A 15,536-nucleotide genomic window follows, 5' to 3' on the forward strand; every position below is an offset into this window, starting at 1 on the left:
AGGGATAATAGACCTAATCTGTTTTTCTTTTTAATTCGCGGGCATTGTCCGTCAAAATTCCTCGAAGGAATTGCGTTATTCATGACTGAATTTTTACTGCTATTGATTGGTACAGTACTGGTTAACAATTTTGTGTTGGTTAAGTTTCTCGGCTTATGCCCGTTTATGGGTGTGTCTGGCAAACTTGAAACTGCTATGGGCATGTCTATGGCCACCACATTTGTACTCACCCTTGCCTCTGCGTCGAGCTACCTAGTGGAAACCTATTTACTTGCTCCACTGGGCATCGGTTACCTTAGAACGCTTGCTTTTATTCTTGTTATCGCGGTGGTGGTTCAGTTCACAGAAATGGTCGTGCACAAAACCAGCCCTACCTTATATAGATTGTTAGGTATTTTCCTTCCTCTTATCACAACCAACTGTGCAGTGCTTGGTGTAGCGCTATTAAACCTTACCGAACAGCATAATTTCATGCAGAGTCTTATTTATGGTTTCGGCGCTGCTGTAGGGTTCTCTCTAGTACTGGTGTTATTTGCGGCCATGCGTGAGCGTCTAGCTGCTGCTGATGTACCTGTATCTTTTAAAGGTGCCTCAATCGCTATGATAACCGCTGGTCTCATGTCTCTCGCATTTATGGGCTTTAGTGGACTGGTGAAAGTGTAATGACGATATCTACCGCTATTATATTCGCCGTTGTTGCCATTGGCGTCCTTGCGCTTATTTTTGGCTTGGTTCTGGGCTACGCGAGCATCCGCTTTAAAGTTGAGGGCGACCCACTTGTTGAGCAAATAGATGCCGTACTACCACAAACTCAGTGTGGCCAATGCGGATATCCGGGCTGCAAGCCTTATGCTGAGGCAATTGCAGACGGTGATGATATTAATAAGTGCCCACCTGGTGGCGAGGCAACGATTAAAAAGCTCGCAGATTTGATGGGGGTTGAACCAAAACCTCTTGATGCTGCTCACGGTGAAGAAGACGTTAAAAAAGTCGCGTTTATACGCGAAGACGAATGTATCGGCTGTACCAAATGTATTCAGGCCTGCCCTGTCGACGCCATTTTAGGTGCCGCCAAACACATGCACACGGTTATTACTGATGAATGTACAGGGTGTGACCTATGTGTAGATCCCTGCCCTGTCGACTGTATCGACATGGTACCAATTGTTCAAACAACTTCTACATGGAAGTGGGATTTTGAATCATCGCCTAAAGGTGATATTCCCATCAAAATGGTGTCGTAATTGTGATGTATCCAAGTTTTGATTCAATTATAGAGACCCTCGAAGCGGGAAAGATGTACTCATTTCCAGGTGGCGTACATCCCGACGATAAGAAATCTCTATCTAATACATCAGTAATAAAGAAACCGTCGTTACCCGAATTATTGATTGTTCCTTTAAGGCAGCACATTGGCTCAGACGGTATCTGCTGCGTAGAAGTTGGCGATAGCGTATTGAAAGGCCAAATTCTTTCGCAAAGCTCATCGCCTTTTTCTGTGCCAGTTCATGCGCCAACCTCAGGCGAGGTTGTTGCGATTGCACCACATGTTGTAGCGCACCCTAGCGGCCTAACAGAAATGTGTATTTCGATACGTCCTGACGGTAAAGACACATGGTGCGACCTATCTCCAATAGCAAATTATAGCGACATAGATAAGAACAAGCTTATAGAAGCTATTTGCCAAGCAGGAATTTCAGGAATGGGTGGTGCCGGCTTCCCTACCCATATAAAAACCTCAACGTCTAAACCTGTTGAGTTTCTTATTTTAAATGGGATTGAGTGCGAGCCTTACATTACTTCTGATGATCGATTGATGCGTGAGCATGCCTGGCAAATACGCCAGGGTCTAGACATTCTTACTCACCTTATTGGGCCGAAGGCCATTGTGGTGGCCGTTGAAGACAACAAGCCCGAGGCTTTCGAAGCACTTAATATTGCCTGTCAGGATAAGAAAGACTATCGCGTTATTAGCGTTGAAACTAAATACCCTGCCGGCGGAGAAAAACAGCTGATTCAGGTACTGACTGGGCGAGAAGTACCGAGAAATGGGTTGCCTGCCGACGTAGGCGTGATGATGTTCAACGTGGGTACCTGCTATGCCATTGCAGACGCTATTTTACACGGTAAGCCGCTAATTGAACGGGTTGTAACCGTAACTGGTGAAGCCGTTGAATCACCAAGCAATTTTAGAGCGTTGTTGGGTACGCCCGTCTCTCATCTATTGAATGAAGCAAACTACAACCCGAAAAAACAGAAAGCACCTAAAGTGATTATGGGCGGGCCTATGATGGGCTTTACCTTATCAGACGCTTCGATCCCCGTAGTAAAAACCACAAACTGTTTGCTGGTTCCAGCAAAAAAAGAGCTGGTAGACGACAATGCAGAGCGCCCCTGTATTCGCTGTAGCGCATGCGCCGACGCATGCCCTGCGTCATTGCTCCCCCAACAAATGTTTTGGCACGCCAAAGCAAAAGAATACGACAAAGCCGAAGAATACGACCTTTTCGACTGTATAGAGTGCGGCGCGTGCGCTTACGTTTGCCCCAGTGAAATCCCATTGGTGCATTATTACCGCCAGGCTAAATCCGAAATACGTATTCAGCGTGATGAAAAGAACAAGGCTGAGAAGGCTAAACAGCGTTTTGAAGCACGTAAAGAACGTTTAGAGCGCGAAAAACTTGAGCGCGAAGAAAAACATAGAAAAGCAAAAGAAGCACGTTTAGCCGCCAACAAAGCCAAAGAAGAAAATGCTGTAGCCGATAATGTGAATAGCGCTGTCGATTCAGGTTCAAATGAGGCAAAGGACAAAGTAGCGGCGGCGCTTGCGCGTGCGAAAGCAAAGAAAGCGGCTATGCAGGCCAACGCAAAGGGTGACAGTAATACAACAAATACCGACAACCCAAGCATTGCAGCAGATGATAAAAAAGCACAAGTAGCGGCAGCTATTGCCAGAGCAAAGGCGAAAAAAGCCGCACAAGCCCAGAACGAAGCTCAACTTGAAAGCGCGGATAAGCAAGCTGAACAGGCGTCATCGCCAGAAGATGACAAAAAGGCAAAGGTTGCTGCAGCAATCGCAAGAGCAAAAGCGAAGAAAGCCGCACAAGCTCAAAACGAAACGCAAGATGAAAGCGCTGTCGAACCATCAACCACAGACCAGCCAAGTAATCAGTCATCATCGCCAGAAGATGAGAAAAAAGCTAAAGTTGCTGCCGCTATCGCTAGAGCAAAAGCAAAAAAAGCCGCGCAAGCCAGCCAGTCTGAAGTATCTTCAACAGAAAAACCTGCGGGCTCTCAAGGCGAAAAACATACTGAACTTTCCGATACTGAAGCTAATTCAGAGCTAACCGCTGAAGCGCAGAAAAAAGCGCGTATTGCCGCGGCAATCGCTAAAGCTAAAGCGCAAAAAGCAGCTAAAAATAGCGATGACGGGCAACCTGATAAGTCAGTTTCAGTGCAGAGTGCGCCAACTCAATTAGATGAGCAACCAGACAGTCAGTCCAAAGAACAGCTAGATGAAAAGCAGGCTAGGATCGCAGCGGCGGTAGCGAAAGCGAAAGCTAAAAAGGCCGCTTCGCAAAAAACGCAAGCATCGAGTCCTGATGTCGAGACTGACGCTAACGACGCAGTCTCGTCAAATCAAGCTGAAGAGAAAAAGGCGCGCATTGCAGCTGCAGTAGCAAAGGCTAAAGCAAAAAAAGCAGCAGCTGAACAAGAGAAAGAATCATAATGAAGTTAAGTTTATCGAGTTCACCACACCAACGGGTTAAACGCGATACTGGCCAAGTCATGCGTATGGTTATTTATGCCATGCTCCCTGGCATAATTGCACAATCCTTCTTTTTTGGCTGGGGAATGCTCATTCAAGCCATCATTGCGGTAGTGAGTGCACTGGTCATTGAGGGCGTGATTTTATTTTTAAGAAATCGCCCCATCGAGCGCACATTAACAGATTACAGCGCAGTATTAAGCGGCTTACTCATCGCAATTAGTATTCCTCCTACCCTACCTTGGTGGATGACAGTAACGGGTGTTTTCTTCGCTATTGCGGTGGCTAAACAGGTTTACGGCGGGCTTGGCTTTAATATTTTCAACCCTGCCATGATTGCGTATGTGGTGCTGCTTATTTCATTCCCTGCGGCTATGAGCCTATGGCTGCCTCCTGCGACTCACGCTGGCATTACGCCAAGTTTCTTTGATTCGGTATCACTCATATTTACTGGTTTTACTACTAGCGGATACGATGTCACTCAACTCAAAACCATTGCCGATGGTGTAACCATGGCTACACCGTTAGACACATTGAAAACCGACCTAACGCAAGGCGTAACATACTCAGAGTCATTAGCGAAGCCAATCTTCGATGGCGGGGTATTCGAAGCTGCTGGTGCTGGATGGGGAATGGTGAGTCTTGCATACCTACTTGGTGGCCTCTACCTATGGAAGACCCGCGTTATCAGCTGGCATATCCCGGGAGGTATGCTGCTAAGCGTGTTTGTTTGTGCATCACTGCTTCATTTAGCAAACGCCGATTACTACGCTTCACCGCTATTTCACCTGTTTAACGGTGCAGTAATGGTAGGCGCCTTCTTTATCGCCACCGACCCGGTTTCAGCGTCAACAACACCAAGAGGCCGCATTATATTTGGTGCAGCGATTGGCTTTTGGGTGGTAATAATCCGTACCTTTGGTGGTTACCCTGATGCTGTCGCGTTTGCGGTTATTATTATGAATATGGCGGTGCCTTTGATTGATTACTATACCCGTCCTCGCGTGTACGGCAAAAACGTAAAAGGTCGAGGTAAACACTAATGATGAAAGAAAGCCTGGCCAAAAACGGCCTTATGTTAGGTGCGTTTGCCGTTGTTACCACAGCATTAATAGCACTCACATTTTTTGGCACCCAAGATAAAATTGAGCAACAAAAGCAGCAAAAACTGCTAAGCGTACTTAATGAAGTCGTGCCTAGCGAATTCCACGACAATGCCCTTTACGCCAACTGCACAGAGGTCAATGCACCTGAACTTGGCAACAAAAAAGCCCACAAAATATATCGTGCGACGTTAAATGGCCAACCTAGCGCATTAGTATTAGAAGCCACTGCTCCAGACGGATACAGTGGAGATATCGATATCGTTGTTGGTGTAAAAGTGGATACACAAGTTGGTGGAAACACACCAGGCAGCTTGAGTACTGACTCGCTCGACGGTGAGAGCAAAAATCTCAATATCACCGCGTTAGCGCTCTCGGAGTTGGCCGAGCTTGACTCAACACCTCAGAAGTCATCTCAGCAAGACGAGAATGCGTCCGATATTTCTGCGCCCAACACTAATAGCATCAGTATGAGGGTGCTTGGCGTGCGCGTTATCGAACACAAAGAAACCCCTGGGCTTGGCGATAAAATAGAGCTTGCCGTTAGCAACTGGATAACGACGTTCAGTGACAGGCCTTTTTCACCCGACAATTTGGCGCCTTGGCAGGTCAAAAAGGACGGTGGTGAGTTCGATCAGTTCACTGGCGCTACCATCACGCCGAGAGCAGTAGTAAGAGCAGTACGCGAAGCCTTGCTTTATGCACAGGCCAACCAATCTGCACTTTTCAACGCTCCTAACACCTGCGCAAATACAGATTCCGTTGAAACGATTGATGCGATTAACGTGAATGAGGCTCAACCTCATAGTGTAGAGGAGCTATAACGTGACTGATTTTCGCGACCTGTCTTTACAAGGGCTTTGGAAGAACAATCCTGCGCTGGTACAACTGTTAGGTTTGTGCCCGCTATTGGCCGTTACCGCGACGTTTATCAATGGTCTCGGGTTAGGCCTTGCTACCATGTTGGTACTCATTGGCAGTAACGTTACCGTTTCACTCGTTCGTAATGTGGTAAGAAACGAAATTCGCATTCCCGTTTTTGTTATGATCATTGCTGCGTTCGTTACCATTGTTCAGCTATTAATGAATGCATACACCTATGACCTTTACTTAGCGCTAGGTATTTTCATTCCGCTGATTGTAACTAACTGCGCCATCATAGGCCGCGCAGAGGCCTTTGCGTCGAAAAATGGGCCGCTCGCCTCTGCTTACGACGGACTCATGATGGGACTGGGTTTTACCGCAGTGCTGGTCATTTTAGGTGGTATGCGCGAGATATTGGGTGCAGGTACATTACTAGCAGGGGCAGACAGACTGTTTGGCTCAATTGCTGAGAACTGGACCATAACGCTTTTCAACACTGAAAATCCGTTTTTGCTTGCGATACTGCCGCCTGGTGCCTTTTTAGGTATGGGTCTTCTCATTGCTATCAAAAACAGTATTGATGCAAAGTTAGCCGCTAAGCAAACATCGCCAGCAGTAAAGGCTGAACGGGTACGCGTTACCGCCGAAAGCTAAACGCTAAAACATGCAAAAAAAAGTATTTAGAAATGAATGATGTAGTTAAGCCGGACAAGCCGCTTTCTAAGCAGGAAAAAGTAAAAGAAATCATGCGAATACTGGATGACCTTTATCCGGAAATTCCTATCTTTTTAGATCATAAAGACCCTTATACGTTGCTCATTGCAGTTCTACTGTCGGCTCAATGTACCGACGAGCGCGTTAATCAAATTACGCCAAAGCTATTCGCTCGCGCAGATAATCCCTACGACATGGTGCTAATGAGTATTGAAGAAATACAAGACATTATCCGTCCTTGTGGTTTGTCTCCCATGAAGTCCAAAGGCATTTGGCATTTGTCTGACATGATCATCAAGCAGCACAATGGTGAAGTGCCTGCAAACTTTGAAGCGCTGGAAGCCATGCCCGCTGTGGGTCATAAGACTGCTGCTGTGGTTATGTCTCAAGGCTTTGGCATTCCTGCTTTCCCGGTAGATACTCATATTCACCGTTTAATGTACCGCTGGGGTTTGTCGAACGGAAAGAGTGTTGAGCAGACAGAGCGTGACGCAAAACGCTTGTTCCCTAGAGAAAGATGGAACGACCTGCATCTACAGATTATCTTGTACGGTAGAGAATACTGCCCTGCCCGCGGTTTCGACTTAAACAAGTGTGTTATCACACGTGAGTTCGGCAGAAAGAGTTTTATTAACGAAGTGCTGAAAGAACAAGAGAAAAAGCAAAAGTTGGCGCTTAAAAAGAAGCGCAAATAGAACATTTTTAAAGAGGAGCCATTAGGCTCCTCTTTTTTTAATTCCATTCACTTACTCACACAAACGATTTTGCGATTAACATACGACTTAGCCTTGTGGTTTGCCTCGAAAGGGACAATCAAATTGGCTATGATGGATGGGTTAACGTTTTGCTCGCGCAAATAAAAAAGAAATATAAAAATAAATCCATGGAGAACACATGTCTCGATTGAATACTATCGCTAGAAAGCTAGCGTTTGGTGCATTAGTAAGTGCATGCAGTTTTGGTGTTTTTGCAGAAACTTCCCCCATTACTGACGAGCAAAAGAAAAATGCGGAAGCATTAATTCAAAAAGCGCTGAAAAGTGACTTAGGCTACAGCATTGTTGAATCACTAACCACTGAGATTGGCCCTCGCTTAGGCGGCTCTGAAGCTGAAAAGCGAGCCAGAGATTGGGGCGTGGTGGTAGGCGAGCGTCTTGGTTTTGATAAAGTCAGCATAGAAGAATTCACTATGCCATTTTGGGATAGAGGCCACCTACACATTTCACTCACGGCGCCTTATGCCCAACCACTTTACGGCACAGCCCTTGGCGGCGCAGCGCCTTCTGAAAGGGAGATCAATGCAGACATCGTTTATTTCAGAGACATTCACGCGCTAACCGCAGTTAAAGATGGTGCCCTTAAAGGCAAAATTGCATTTGTCGATGGCGACGCCATGGTTAAAAGCCAAACAGGTGCAGGCTATGGTCAAGCAAATCAACGTCGCCGTATTGGTTGGCAACATGCGCAACGCGGTGGCGCTGAAGCGCTGGTCGTGCGCTCAGTAGGTTCTGACTCTCATCGTTTTCCTCATTCAGGCATGATGAGTTCAGACGGCGATAATTGGGCAGATATTCCCGTAGTCGCTATCTCAAACCCTGACGCAGACCATTTACGACGTTTACATAACTTAGGTAAACCGCTGTCATTGTCGCTTCACTCTGAATCGAAATGGAAAGGCGAAGTAAACAGCGGCAACGTAATACTGGATTTAGTGGGCAGTGAGAAGCCCGAAGAGATTATCCTTATTGGCGGCCACCTAGACAGCTGGGATTTAGGTACTGGTGCTGTTGATGACGGCGCGGGCGTTGCTATTACCACGGCAGCTGCTGCGTTAATTGCTTCACTGCCAGAGCGCCCAAAACGCACCATTCGTGTGGTTATGTTTGGCGCTGAAGAAGTGGGCCTATTAGGCGCCTTTGCTTACGCTAAACAACACGAAAAGAACCTTGAAAACCACGTTCTGGCCACAGAGTCTGACTTTGGCGCGCAAACTATCTGGCAGCTTGTGTCAAACGTGAACCCCGAAGCGACTGTGCTAGTCGACGAAATCGCGAAGATTTTATCACCGCTAGGGATAGTGCGTGGCGGTTCAGACATTGCTGGCGGCGGCCCTGACATTATTCCGCTTGCAGCGAAAGGCGTACCAACGATTAGGCTAAACCAAAACGGTAGAGATTATTTTGATCTTCACCACACGCCAGATGATACCTTAGATAAAATTGACCCCGATGAGCTTGCGCAAAATATTGCAGCCTACGCAGCAAGCATATACTTGCTAGCTGACTCGGACGTTAACTTAAAAGCTAAACAGTAGTTACACGTTAGTAATCATCGAACATTGGTCAGTGCATCTCGTGCTGGCCAATGCTTACCAGTACTCTGCTTGCCCTCGCCTCTGCTAGTCCGAAATACTTACGTTTTATTGCGCTTGAATAAGCTGGGCAACAAATCGCTTTGCTTCTTGCCTTGATGGCAATTCTACATGCCTATACGTATTCGCATGTTTAAAGGCAACGGTTGTTTTATTTATGGAGATATTAGAAATTAACGCATGTGATATGGCGCTATTAAAGGTAGAAATGGAATCTTGAAATTGCATAGTAAATACTTCTTTATTAATGTTGTTTTTTTTGAATTCCTCGCAGGTTGGGTAAAGAAATCGAAAAACGATAATTAGGCTCTTGCGTGAACACAAAGTTTCAGAAAGAGCCCATATTTTATGAGGCCACTTCAGATAAGAGAAATGACCCTAGATAAGCATAGAGGTCTTATCGAACTACTACGTTAGCAGCTTGTGGACCTTTTTGGCCTTGTTCAACTTCGAAGCTAACTTCTTGGCCTTCTTTCAACGTTTTGAAACCGTCAGAAGTAATTGAACGGAAATGTACGAATACGTCTTTGCCGCCAGCTTCAGGAGTGATGAAACCAAAACCTTTTTCTTCGTTGAACCACTTAACTGTACCGTTTACAGAATTAGACATAATAAAAACCTTTTAAAAAATTGATGTAATGGTGGAAACCACCGAATAGCTATAGACATCTCCAAGCTAGTAAAGCAGTTGTATATCTATATAAAACTTCAATTTGAAAGATTTAAAAAAGAGGTACAGCGCAGTATTAGGTAAAGCAAATAACATATCTAGAGCGATGCGAAAGGTACAGGTTATTGAGAGTAATGTCCACTAGTTTTCAGTTTATTTTTTAACCAAAACACAACTTTTTTACAAAAATGTTTTTTGAGAAGCTGAATACGTATGTTTGTTCAAGGCAGTTGAAAGCTCGGTTAACCTTATTTTTTTCATTAAGGTTTAAGTTATGACAGACATGTATGCGTTAGCAGGTAAAACAGCCATTATTACTGGAGGCGGAAAAGGGCTAGGTAAAACTATCGCACACTTTCTGCTTGAAGCAGGAATGAACGTCGCCATATGCGGGCGTACTGAAAATACGATCAAGCAGACTGTAGAACAGTTCGACGCCCTATTCCCGGGCAAGGTCGTTGGTCAAGTTTGTGATGTATCAAGAAGCGATGAGGTCGCCAACTTTGTCAAAAAGGTAAAAGCTACATTTGGCGAGCTACACGTTCTAATTAATAACAGTGGTTTTGGTAAAGAAACGCTTATCTGGGAAACCAGTGAAGATGATTGGGACGAAGTAATGGATACTAACGTAAAAGGGACTTTTCTCATGAGCAAAGAGGTCGTGCCTCACATGATTAACAACAAGGAAGGCTACATTATCAATATCGCTTCTCAGGCGGCATTGAACGGCTATGCCAATGCAGGCGTTTACTGTGCATCAAAATTTGCGATGGTGGGGCTTGGAAAAGCGTTGCAAGAAGAGGTTCGCCCCTACGGTATTCATGTACATTCCCTAAACCCTGCACTGATTCAGTCGCAGAAAGCAGTAACAGAGAAAGTGGACGAAGGCCTGATTCAAAATGAAGATTTAGGTAACATGGTGGTGTACCTATTGAGCCAACCTCGCCGTCTTAAAATTGATAATATCGGCCTATGGGGCTATTAATACCAGTCCGCATAGATAATTACCCACTCAGCGAGACTTAAAATGTTCGTAATCGCGGCGTGTTACCGCAGGTATAGTACGTTTAACTAGAATTGTAATATTGTCTTAAAGCGTTAACATTTCCTAATTATCATAAAAGCGTGTTGTTTGCGTTTACTAAAATAAAGTACCCACAGTATTTATGTGTACAAAAAGTAACGCCCAACACGCAATCACAGTGCAGTGTGCCACCGCATTATTCCGGTGGCTCCAATGGGAATTTATTATGCGAATGCTTCACACCATGCTTCGAGTTGAAAACTTAGAGGCCTCTCTTCACTTTTATACCTCACTAATGGGCATGCGCCTTCTTCGTCAGTCTGAAAACAAAGAGTATGAATACACGCTAGCTTTCGTAGGATATGGCGATGAAACCGAGAGTACCGTCTTAGAGCTTACCTATAACTGGGGCGACAACACCTACGATAAAGGTAACGCGTATGGTCATATTGCGATTGAGGTCGATGATATCTATCAGTTTTGTGAAAACTTAGAAACAAATGGCGCTGATGTATATCGTAAACCGGGGCCAGTTAAAGGCGGCTCCACTGTTATTGCTTTTGTTCGCGACCCCGATGGGTATGCAATAGAACTCATACAAAATAAATCCATTTCGCTATGAAATGGCTCAAAAACAAGAACTAAAGATGCAGCCAGCGTAATCAGAGCGATTTGAACGCTTAAGTCGCCAAACTATCAACTTAAAAACGTGCGGCACTGGAAAAAAACCGATGAAAAACCACATGGAGTGACACGACATGCTACGTAACCGCTTATTATTTTCGCAAAATGATAAAAACAAAAGCCAAGCTAGAACAGCGATATGTCGGAAATCTCGAGCAGCGCACAATATAGGCTTACGCAGTCAGCCAATAGCAATACTGGCCGCTATTCTGCCAGCGTTGTTTGTCGCTTTTACCGGTGCAGTTGCTGCTGGCAGTGCGTTATCGGCCATGGCTGCAAATAACGAGAGTGCGCAAACACACGCTGACACACAAGAAAATGTTGAAACGCACTTTACCGTGATAGCCCATCGCGGCGCGTCGGGCTATTTACCTGAGCATACCCTCGAAGCAGCTACCCTCGCCTTTTCTCTGGGCCCTGATTTTATTGAGCAAGATGTTGTTATCACCAAAGACGACATACCCGTTGTGCTACACGACATCCACTTAGAAACGGTCACCAATGTAGAAGATGTGTTTCCTGCACGCCACCGCGATGACGGACGCTATTACGCGCGTGATTTTACTCTTGAAGAACTGCGACAACTACGGGTACACGAGCGCGCTAACAGTGACGGGAAGCAAGTTTTTAAAAATAGGTACCGCGGCACGCGTGCTAATTTTAAAGTGGCCACGTTAAATGAACACTTTGAGCTAATCAGCGAGCTAAATCGCCAATTTGGGACGTCTGTAGGGGTTTATCCTGAAGTAAAGTCCCCTGCCTTTCACATTAAAGAAGGCGTTGATGCCAGTAAAATCGTTGTGGATGCTTTAAATGCTTACGGGTTTGGTGGAGAGAGCGGTAATAGCTACCTGCAATGCTTCGATTTTAACGAAGTTAAGCGCATTCGTGAAACCCTGGGCTATAAAGGCAAAGTTGTGATGCTGATTGGCGAAAATGACTGGGGCGAAAGCGACACAGATTATAACTGGCTGCGCACTCAGGAAGGCATGCAGCAGGTTGCGTTGTATACCGACGGCATAGGCCCTTGGTTAGGCCATTTACTTGATAATGAAGCGATGGCTCAAGGAAAAATAGAAGCCGCGGCATGGATTGCCTACGCCCACGAAAATAACCTGACAATCCACCCCTACACCTACCGACATGATGCACTACCGGCAGGTATGAGTTCAGAACAAGTCTTGGAAGTTTTAGACAAGGTGGTAGGTGCTGACGGAGTTTTCACCGATCATTTAGTACCGGTATTAAGGTGGCGAGAAAAATTAAACTAACGCATTTAAAAGCGAGTGTAGGCGCGACAATTAGCGCCTAGGATTTTGAAAGTCGCACCACCACGCGTCTGTTTTGGGCGCGGCTTTCTCGCGTATCGTTTGGCGCAATGTGGCGTTTCTCACCGTGGCCTGTTAACTGAATTCGATCTTCAGGTACACCTAGCGTAGTCAAATAGCTTTTTACTTCGTTAGCACGTCGAATAGACAACTGTTCATTATTATAGCGACCGCCGTAGCTATCGGTGTAACCATCAAGAAGCACAAGCTCAAGCTCGCTGTCTTCTTTTAAGTATTCACCTATCATGGTTAAGCGCTTCTGCGAATATTTGGTTAGCTCTGTACTGTTGTTTTGATACGACAATACCGTGTAGGCAATGTCATCAAAACCAAACGGCAATAAATTCGATACACACTTTACAAATTCTCGGTATACGCCGGAGAAATTACTGGCATTTAGCGCCACACTCACTTGGTCGTATTTGTTATACCAGTCTTGATAGTAAATTGTAGGCCAAAACCCTTTCTCTAACTCAGACAGCATTGTCCACGCAGCGTCTTGTGGTAAGTCGCCATTGTACTGTTTACGAATAGACATGTCGGCAATAGTTTTAGGCGCAACGCCTGGCATCCATTTAGGCGGTACTGAATAAACTGCAGCCATGTCAAACTTGTTTGGCAACAAGTGCATGTCCAGTTCAAACTCCATATTAAGCTGCTTCGATGCTGTGCTTGTGAACATAGCTTCGCCATAACCCGGTAGTTCGTGGTTGAGAGTACACTGAAGACGGGTGTCGCTAGCAATACGCCAGTTGGAACTTTCTATAGTTGCGGAATATTGCCGCATGGCAGCGTGGGAAGACAATGACCCCACCAACCCCAATAAAGCGATATATTTTAATTTCGATACCATTTCGACACCACAACGAAAGACAAACTAATACGGATAAAGGTTATTAATACGCCGTAAATTTATGTGCTTGATTAATCAGTTTACACGCAGGACCACAAAGTGAATCCTCTAATTTTTGCACGCTTATTAAGAATATCGTCCAAATTGTAGAAAAGTTTAGCGTTTAATACCACTCGCGTTTTGTACCATTGCTATGTATCTGATTTATTGATTACAAATTGAAACTGGCAACTCAGAGGTATCCTTGCGATAATTCTCCTACACAATATGTTTCGTAGGTTGGTAAGCATCAAAGCCGCCAACTATTTTACGCAATCCAGTATTACAAGAGTGTTTATGTCTGCCAATCCGCCCCTTCTTTCCCAGCGCTTTCGAGGTTACTTTCCCGTTGTTATCGACGTTGAAACAGCTGGATTTAATGCAGGCACTGACGCCCTGTTAGAATTAGCTGCGGTAACGGTGAAAATGGATGAAGACGGTATACTTCATCCTGATCAAACCTTTCATTATCACATTGACCCGTTTGAGGGCTCAAATTTAGAGCCCGCTGCGCTTGAATTTAACGGCATCGATCCTAATTGTGCTTTGCGAGGGGCCATTGAAGAAAGCGAGGCCATGAAGGACTTGTGTAAAGGTATCCGCAAAGCGCAAAAAAATGCAGACTGCCAACGTTCAGTTATTGTTGCTCACAATGCAACATTCGATCAAAGTTTCGTCAATGCCGCGATAGAACGCTGCAATATAAAGCGTACACCGTTCCACCCGTTTGTTTCTTTTGATACCACCAGTCTTGCAGGTCTCGCCTTAGGTCAGACTGTTTTGGTTAAGGCATGCCGTGCTGCGGGGATTGCATTTGATCAAAACGAAGCACATAGCGCCCTGTACGATGCTCAGAAAACCACAGAGCTATTTTGTTATATGGTAAACCGATACAAAGCGTTAGGTGGCTGGCCAATAGAGAGTCAAGGGTAGATTTGCGAAGCCTAGCTATAAACTAAAACAGCGCCAAAAGGCGCTGTTTTCTTATCATTTACTAACAGTTTAGCTTATAGCTTGTCTGCTTCTTCAGATAGGTACTTAGCAACACCTTCAGGCGACGCATCCATACCCGCTTTACCTTCAGTCCAACCCGCTGGGCAAACTTCACCATGCTCTTGGTGGAATGCTAGTGCATCAACCATGCGTAGCATTTCATCAACGTTACGGCCAAGTGGAAGGTCGTTGATTACTTGGTGACGTACCATGCCTTCTTCGTCGATTAGGAACGAGCCACGGAACGCTACGCCATCTTCTGGATGCTCTACATCGTAAGCTTGACAGATGTCATGCTTAACGTCAGCAACGAGGGTGTACTTAACCGGACCGATACCACCTTGATTTACTGGCGTATTTCTCCACGCGTTGTGAGAGAACTGAGAATCTATAGACACACCAATTACCTCAACACCACGCTTTTTGAACTCGTCAAAACGCTTGTCAAAAGCAATAAGCTCCGACGGGCATACAAACGTAAAATCTAGTGGGTAGAAGAATACAACAGCTTTCTTGCCTTTGATTGCTTCACTTAGCGTGAATGAATCTACGATTTCACCGCTACCAAGTACCGCAGCTGCAGTAAAATCGGGGGCTGGACGGCCAACTAATACACTCATGAGTCTCTCCATTTATATTTGGATTGTAATAATAGAAGCGATTACGTTGCGTAACCACTTGGATATGAAATTTCTTCCAGACGAAATAGGTACGAATAGGAAAATAACAATATTAAACAACAAGTTTTTTTAACTGATCCTACCAACACTCCCACTTGGTTCAGTCTTTCCCCATTGACCTTGTATTAAATTTGTCATTATCCACTTGCTAAAGTAAAGAATAACAATTATTATCATTTACAGATTCATTTGGAGTACGTTTAATGTTTGTTTGTATGTGCTATGGAGTAACTGATAAAAGCATTCGCGCTGCCGTTGAAGAAAACGGTGTGGGAAATATGCGTGAGTTACGTCAACATTTAGAGCTTGGCTCTCAATGCGGTAAATGCATAAATATGGCACAACAAATCATTGATCAAACCATTATTGATGAGTCACTGTTCAAAGACGTTGGCTAAATAGCGCTACCTTATTCTAGCAAGCCTATTATAGCTATTTGAACTGC

Annotated in this window: 16 protein-coding genes; 13 read left to right on the forward strand and 3 right to left on the reverse strand. The window is 45.1% G+C overall.

The genetic code is table 11. The annotated features are described in order from the left end of the window. The first annotated feature begins 81 nt into the window (after window positions 1-81). The 8 genes from rsxA (at window position 82) to AC27KT_RS01020 (ending at window position 8,763) form a co-directional block, all read left to right on the forward strand. Window positions 82-663, forward strand: coding sequence for an electron transport complex subunit RsxA (gene rsxA / locus AC27KT_RS00985; RefSeq protein WP_014975993.1), 582 nt, complete (start codon window positions 82-84; stop codon window positions 661-663). Next, entirely contained in the window at window positions 663-1,244 is a 582-nt protein-coding gene (gene rsxB, locus AC27KT_RS00990) for an electron transport complex subunit RsxB (protein WP_487126644.1), read from the forward strand. Before rsxA ends, rsxB begins: the two co-directional genes overlap by 1 nt. Before the next feature lie 5 nt (window positions 1,245-1,249). Beyond that, a complete protein-coding gene (gene rsxC / locus AC27KT_RS00995; RefSeq protein ID WP_487126976.1) occupies window positions 1,250-3,730 on the forward strand; it encodes an electron transport complex subunit RsxC in 2,481 nt (826 codons plus the stop codon). After that, the gene (gene rsxD, locus AC27KT_RS01000; protein ID WP_487126646.1) at window positions 3,730-4,812 is read left to right on the forward strand and encodes an electron transport complex subunit RsxD; all 1,083 of its coding nucleotides are present in this window, start codon (window positions 3,730-3,732) and stop codon (window positions 4,810-4,812) included. Before rsxC ends, rsxD begins: the two co-directional genes overlap by 1 nt. Then, a complete protein-coding gene (locus AC27KT_RS01005; protein ID WP_487126648.1) occupies window positions 4,812-5,696 on the forward strand; it encodes an RnfABCDGE type electron transport complex subunit G in 885 nt (294 codons plus the stop codon). Before rsxD ends, AC27KT_RS01005 begins: the two co-directional genes overlap by 1 nt. Window position 5,697: 1 nt before the next feature. Then, the gene (locus AC27KT_RS01010; protein WP_187446086.1) at window positions 5,698-6,390 is read left to right on the forward strand and encodes an electron transport complex subunit E; all 693 of its coding nucleotides are present in this window, start codon (window positions 5,698-5,700) and stop codon (window positions 6,388-6,390) included. A 32-nt stretch (window positions 6,391-6,422) separates the two neighbouring features. Beyond that, window positions 6,423-7,145 (forward strand): endonuclease III domain-containing protein, encoded by a 723-nt coding sequence (locus AC27KT_RS01015; protein WP_487126650.1) that lies wholly within the window; start codon window positions 6,423-6,425, stop codon window positions 7,143-7,145. Between the two features lie 199 nt (window positions 7,146-7,344). Beyond that, complete coding sequence (locus AC27KT_RS01020; protein WP_487126652.1) at window positions 7,345-8,763, forward strand: M20/M25/M40 family metallo-hydrolase; 1,419 nt, start codon at window positions 7,345-7,347, stop codon at window positions 8,761-8,763. 454 nt (window positions 8,764-9,217) lie between these two features. Here AC27KT_RS01020 and cspE read toward each other — a convergent pair whose 3' ends face one another. Further along, the gene (gene cspE, locus AC27KT_RS01025; protein WP_487126654.1) at window positions 9,218-9,430 is read right to left on the reverse strand and encodes a transcription antiterminator/RNA stability regulator CspE; all 213 of its coding nucleotides are present in this window, start codon (window positions 9,428-9,430) and stop codon (window positions 9,218-9,220) included. Window positions 9,431-9,764: 334 nt separating this feature from the next. On the opposite strand from cspE, the gene AC27KT_RS01030 reads away from it, so the two are divergent. The 3 genes from AC27KT_RS01030 to glpQ all read left to right on the forward strand — a co-directional run bounded on the left by AC27KT_RS01030 (window position 9,765) and on the right by glpQ (window position 12,469). After that, complete coding sequence (locus tag AC27KT_RS01030; protein ID WP_487126656.1) at window positions 9,765-10,475, forward strand: SDR family oxidoreductase; 711 nt, start codon at window positions 9,765-9,767, stop codon at window positions 10,473-10,475. Window positions 10,476-10,740: 265 nt separating this feature from the next. Beyond that, on the forward strand, window positions 10,741-11,136 hold the full coding sequence (gene gloA, locus AC27KT_RS01035; protein WP_014948774.1) for a lactoylglutathione lyase: 396 nt from the start codon (window positions 10,741-10,743) through the stop codon (window positions 11,134-11,136). A 136-nt stretch (window positions 11,137-11,272) separates the two neighbouring features. Beyond that, window positions 11,273-12,469 (forward strand): glycerophosphodiester phosphodiesterase, encoded by a 1,197-nt coding sequence (glpQ, locus tag AC27KT_RS01040; protein ID WP_487126658.1) that lies wholly within the window; start codon window positions 11,273-11,275, stop codon window positions 12,467-12,469. A gap of 37 nt (window positions 12,470-12,506) precedes the next feature. Here the strand turns inward: glpQ and AC27KT_RS01045 are convergent, their stop codons facing one another. Beyond that, a complete protein-coding gene (locus AC27KT_RS01045; protein WP_487126660.1) occupies window positions 12,507-13,379 on the reverse strand; it encodes a flagellar protein MotY in 873 nt (290 codons plus the stop codon). Between the two features lie 336 nt (window positions 13,380-13,715). Here AC27KT_RS01045 and rnt point away from each other — a divergent pair, with 336 nt between their 5' ends. Then, a complete protein-coding gene (gene rnt / locus AC27KT_RS01050) occupies window positions 13,716-14,351 on the forward strand; it encodes a ribonuclease T (protein WP_487126662.1) in 636 nt (211 codons plus the stop codon). A gap of 74 nt (window positions 14,352-14,425) precedes the next feature. Here the strand turns inward: rnt and AC27KT_RS01055 are convergent, their stop codons facing one another. After that, on the reverse strand, window positions 14,426-15,031 hold the full coding sequence (locus AC27KT_RS01055) for a peroxiredoxin (protein WP_474873728.1): 606 nt from the start codon (window positions 15,029-15,031) through the stop codon (window positions 14,426-14,428). A gap of 263 nt (window positions 15,032-15,294) precedes the next feature. Here AC27KT_RS01055 and AC27KT_RS01060 point away from each other — a divergent pair, with 263 nt between their 5' ends. Beyond that, entirely contained in the window at window positions 15,295-15,489 is a 195-nt protein-coding gene (locus AC27KT_RS01060) for a bacterioferritin-associated ferredoxin (RefSeq protein ID WP_025254510.1), read from the forward strand. Window positions 15,490-15,536 lie beyond the last annotated feature (47 nt).

Source organism: Alteromonas sp. 5NW40-0090 (genome assembly GCF_057552975.1).

Bases quoted from the DNA above. Each gene is read 5' to 3' on its own strand.
- rsxA (WP_014975993.1), top strand. From the start codon at position 82: ATGACTGAATTTTTACTGCTATTGATTGGTACAGTACTGGTTAACAAT.
- rsxB (WP_487126644.1), top strand. From the start codon at position 663: ATGACGATATCTACCGCTATTATATTCGCCGTTGTTGCCATTGGCGTC.
- rsxC (WP_487126976.1), top strand. From the start codon at position 1,250: ATGTATCCAAGTTTTGATTCAATTATAGAGACCCTCGAAGCGGGAAAG.
- rsxD (WP_487126646.1), top strand. From the start codon at position 3,730: ATGAAGTTAAGTTTATCGAGTTCACCACACCAACGGGTTAAACGCGAT.
- AC27KT_RS01005 (WP_487126648.1), top strand. From the start codon at position 4,812: ATGATGAAAGAAAGCCTGGCCAAAAACGGCCTTATGTTAGGTGCGTTT.
- AC27KT_RS01015 (WP_487126650.1), top strand. From the start codon at position 6,423: ATGAATGATGTAGTTAAGCCGGACAAGCCGCTTTCTAAGCAGGAAAAA.
- AC27KT_RS01020 (WP_487126652.1), top strand. From the start codon at position 7,345: ATGTCTCGATTGAATACTATCGCTAGAAAGCTAGCGTTTGGTGCATTA.
- cspE (WP_487126654.1), bottom strand. From the start codon at position 9,430: ATGTCTAATTCTGTAAACGGTACAGTTAAGTGGTTCAACGAAGAAAAA.
- AC27KT_RS01030 (WP_487126656.1), top strand. From the start codon at position 9,765: ATGACAGACATGTATGCGTTAGCAGGTAAAACAGCCATTATTACTGGA.
- gloA (WP_014948774.1), top strand. From the start codon at position 10,741: ATGCGAATGCTTCACACCATGCTTCGAGTTGAAAACTTAGAGGCCTCT.
- glpQ (WP_487126658.1), top strand. From the start codon at position 11,273: ATGCTACGTAACCGCTTATTATTTTCGCAAAATGATAAAAACAAAAGC.
- AC27KT_RS01045 (WP_487126660.1), bottom strand. From the start codon at position 13,379: ATGGTATCGAAATTAAAATATATCGCTTTATTGGGGTTGGTGGGGTCA.
- rnt (WP_487126662.1), top strand. From the start codon at position 13,716: ATGTCTGCCAATCCGCCCCTTCTTTCCCAGCGCTTTCGAGGTTACTTT.
- AC27KT_RS01055 (WP_474873728.1), bottom strand. From the start codon at position 15,031: ATGAGTGTATTAGTTGGCCGTCCAGCCCCCGATTTTACTGCAGCTGCG.
- AC27KT_RS01060 (WP_025254510.1), top strand. From the start codon at position 15,295: ATGTTTGTTTGTATGTGCTATGGAGTAACTGATAAAAGCATTCGCGCT.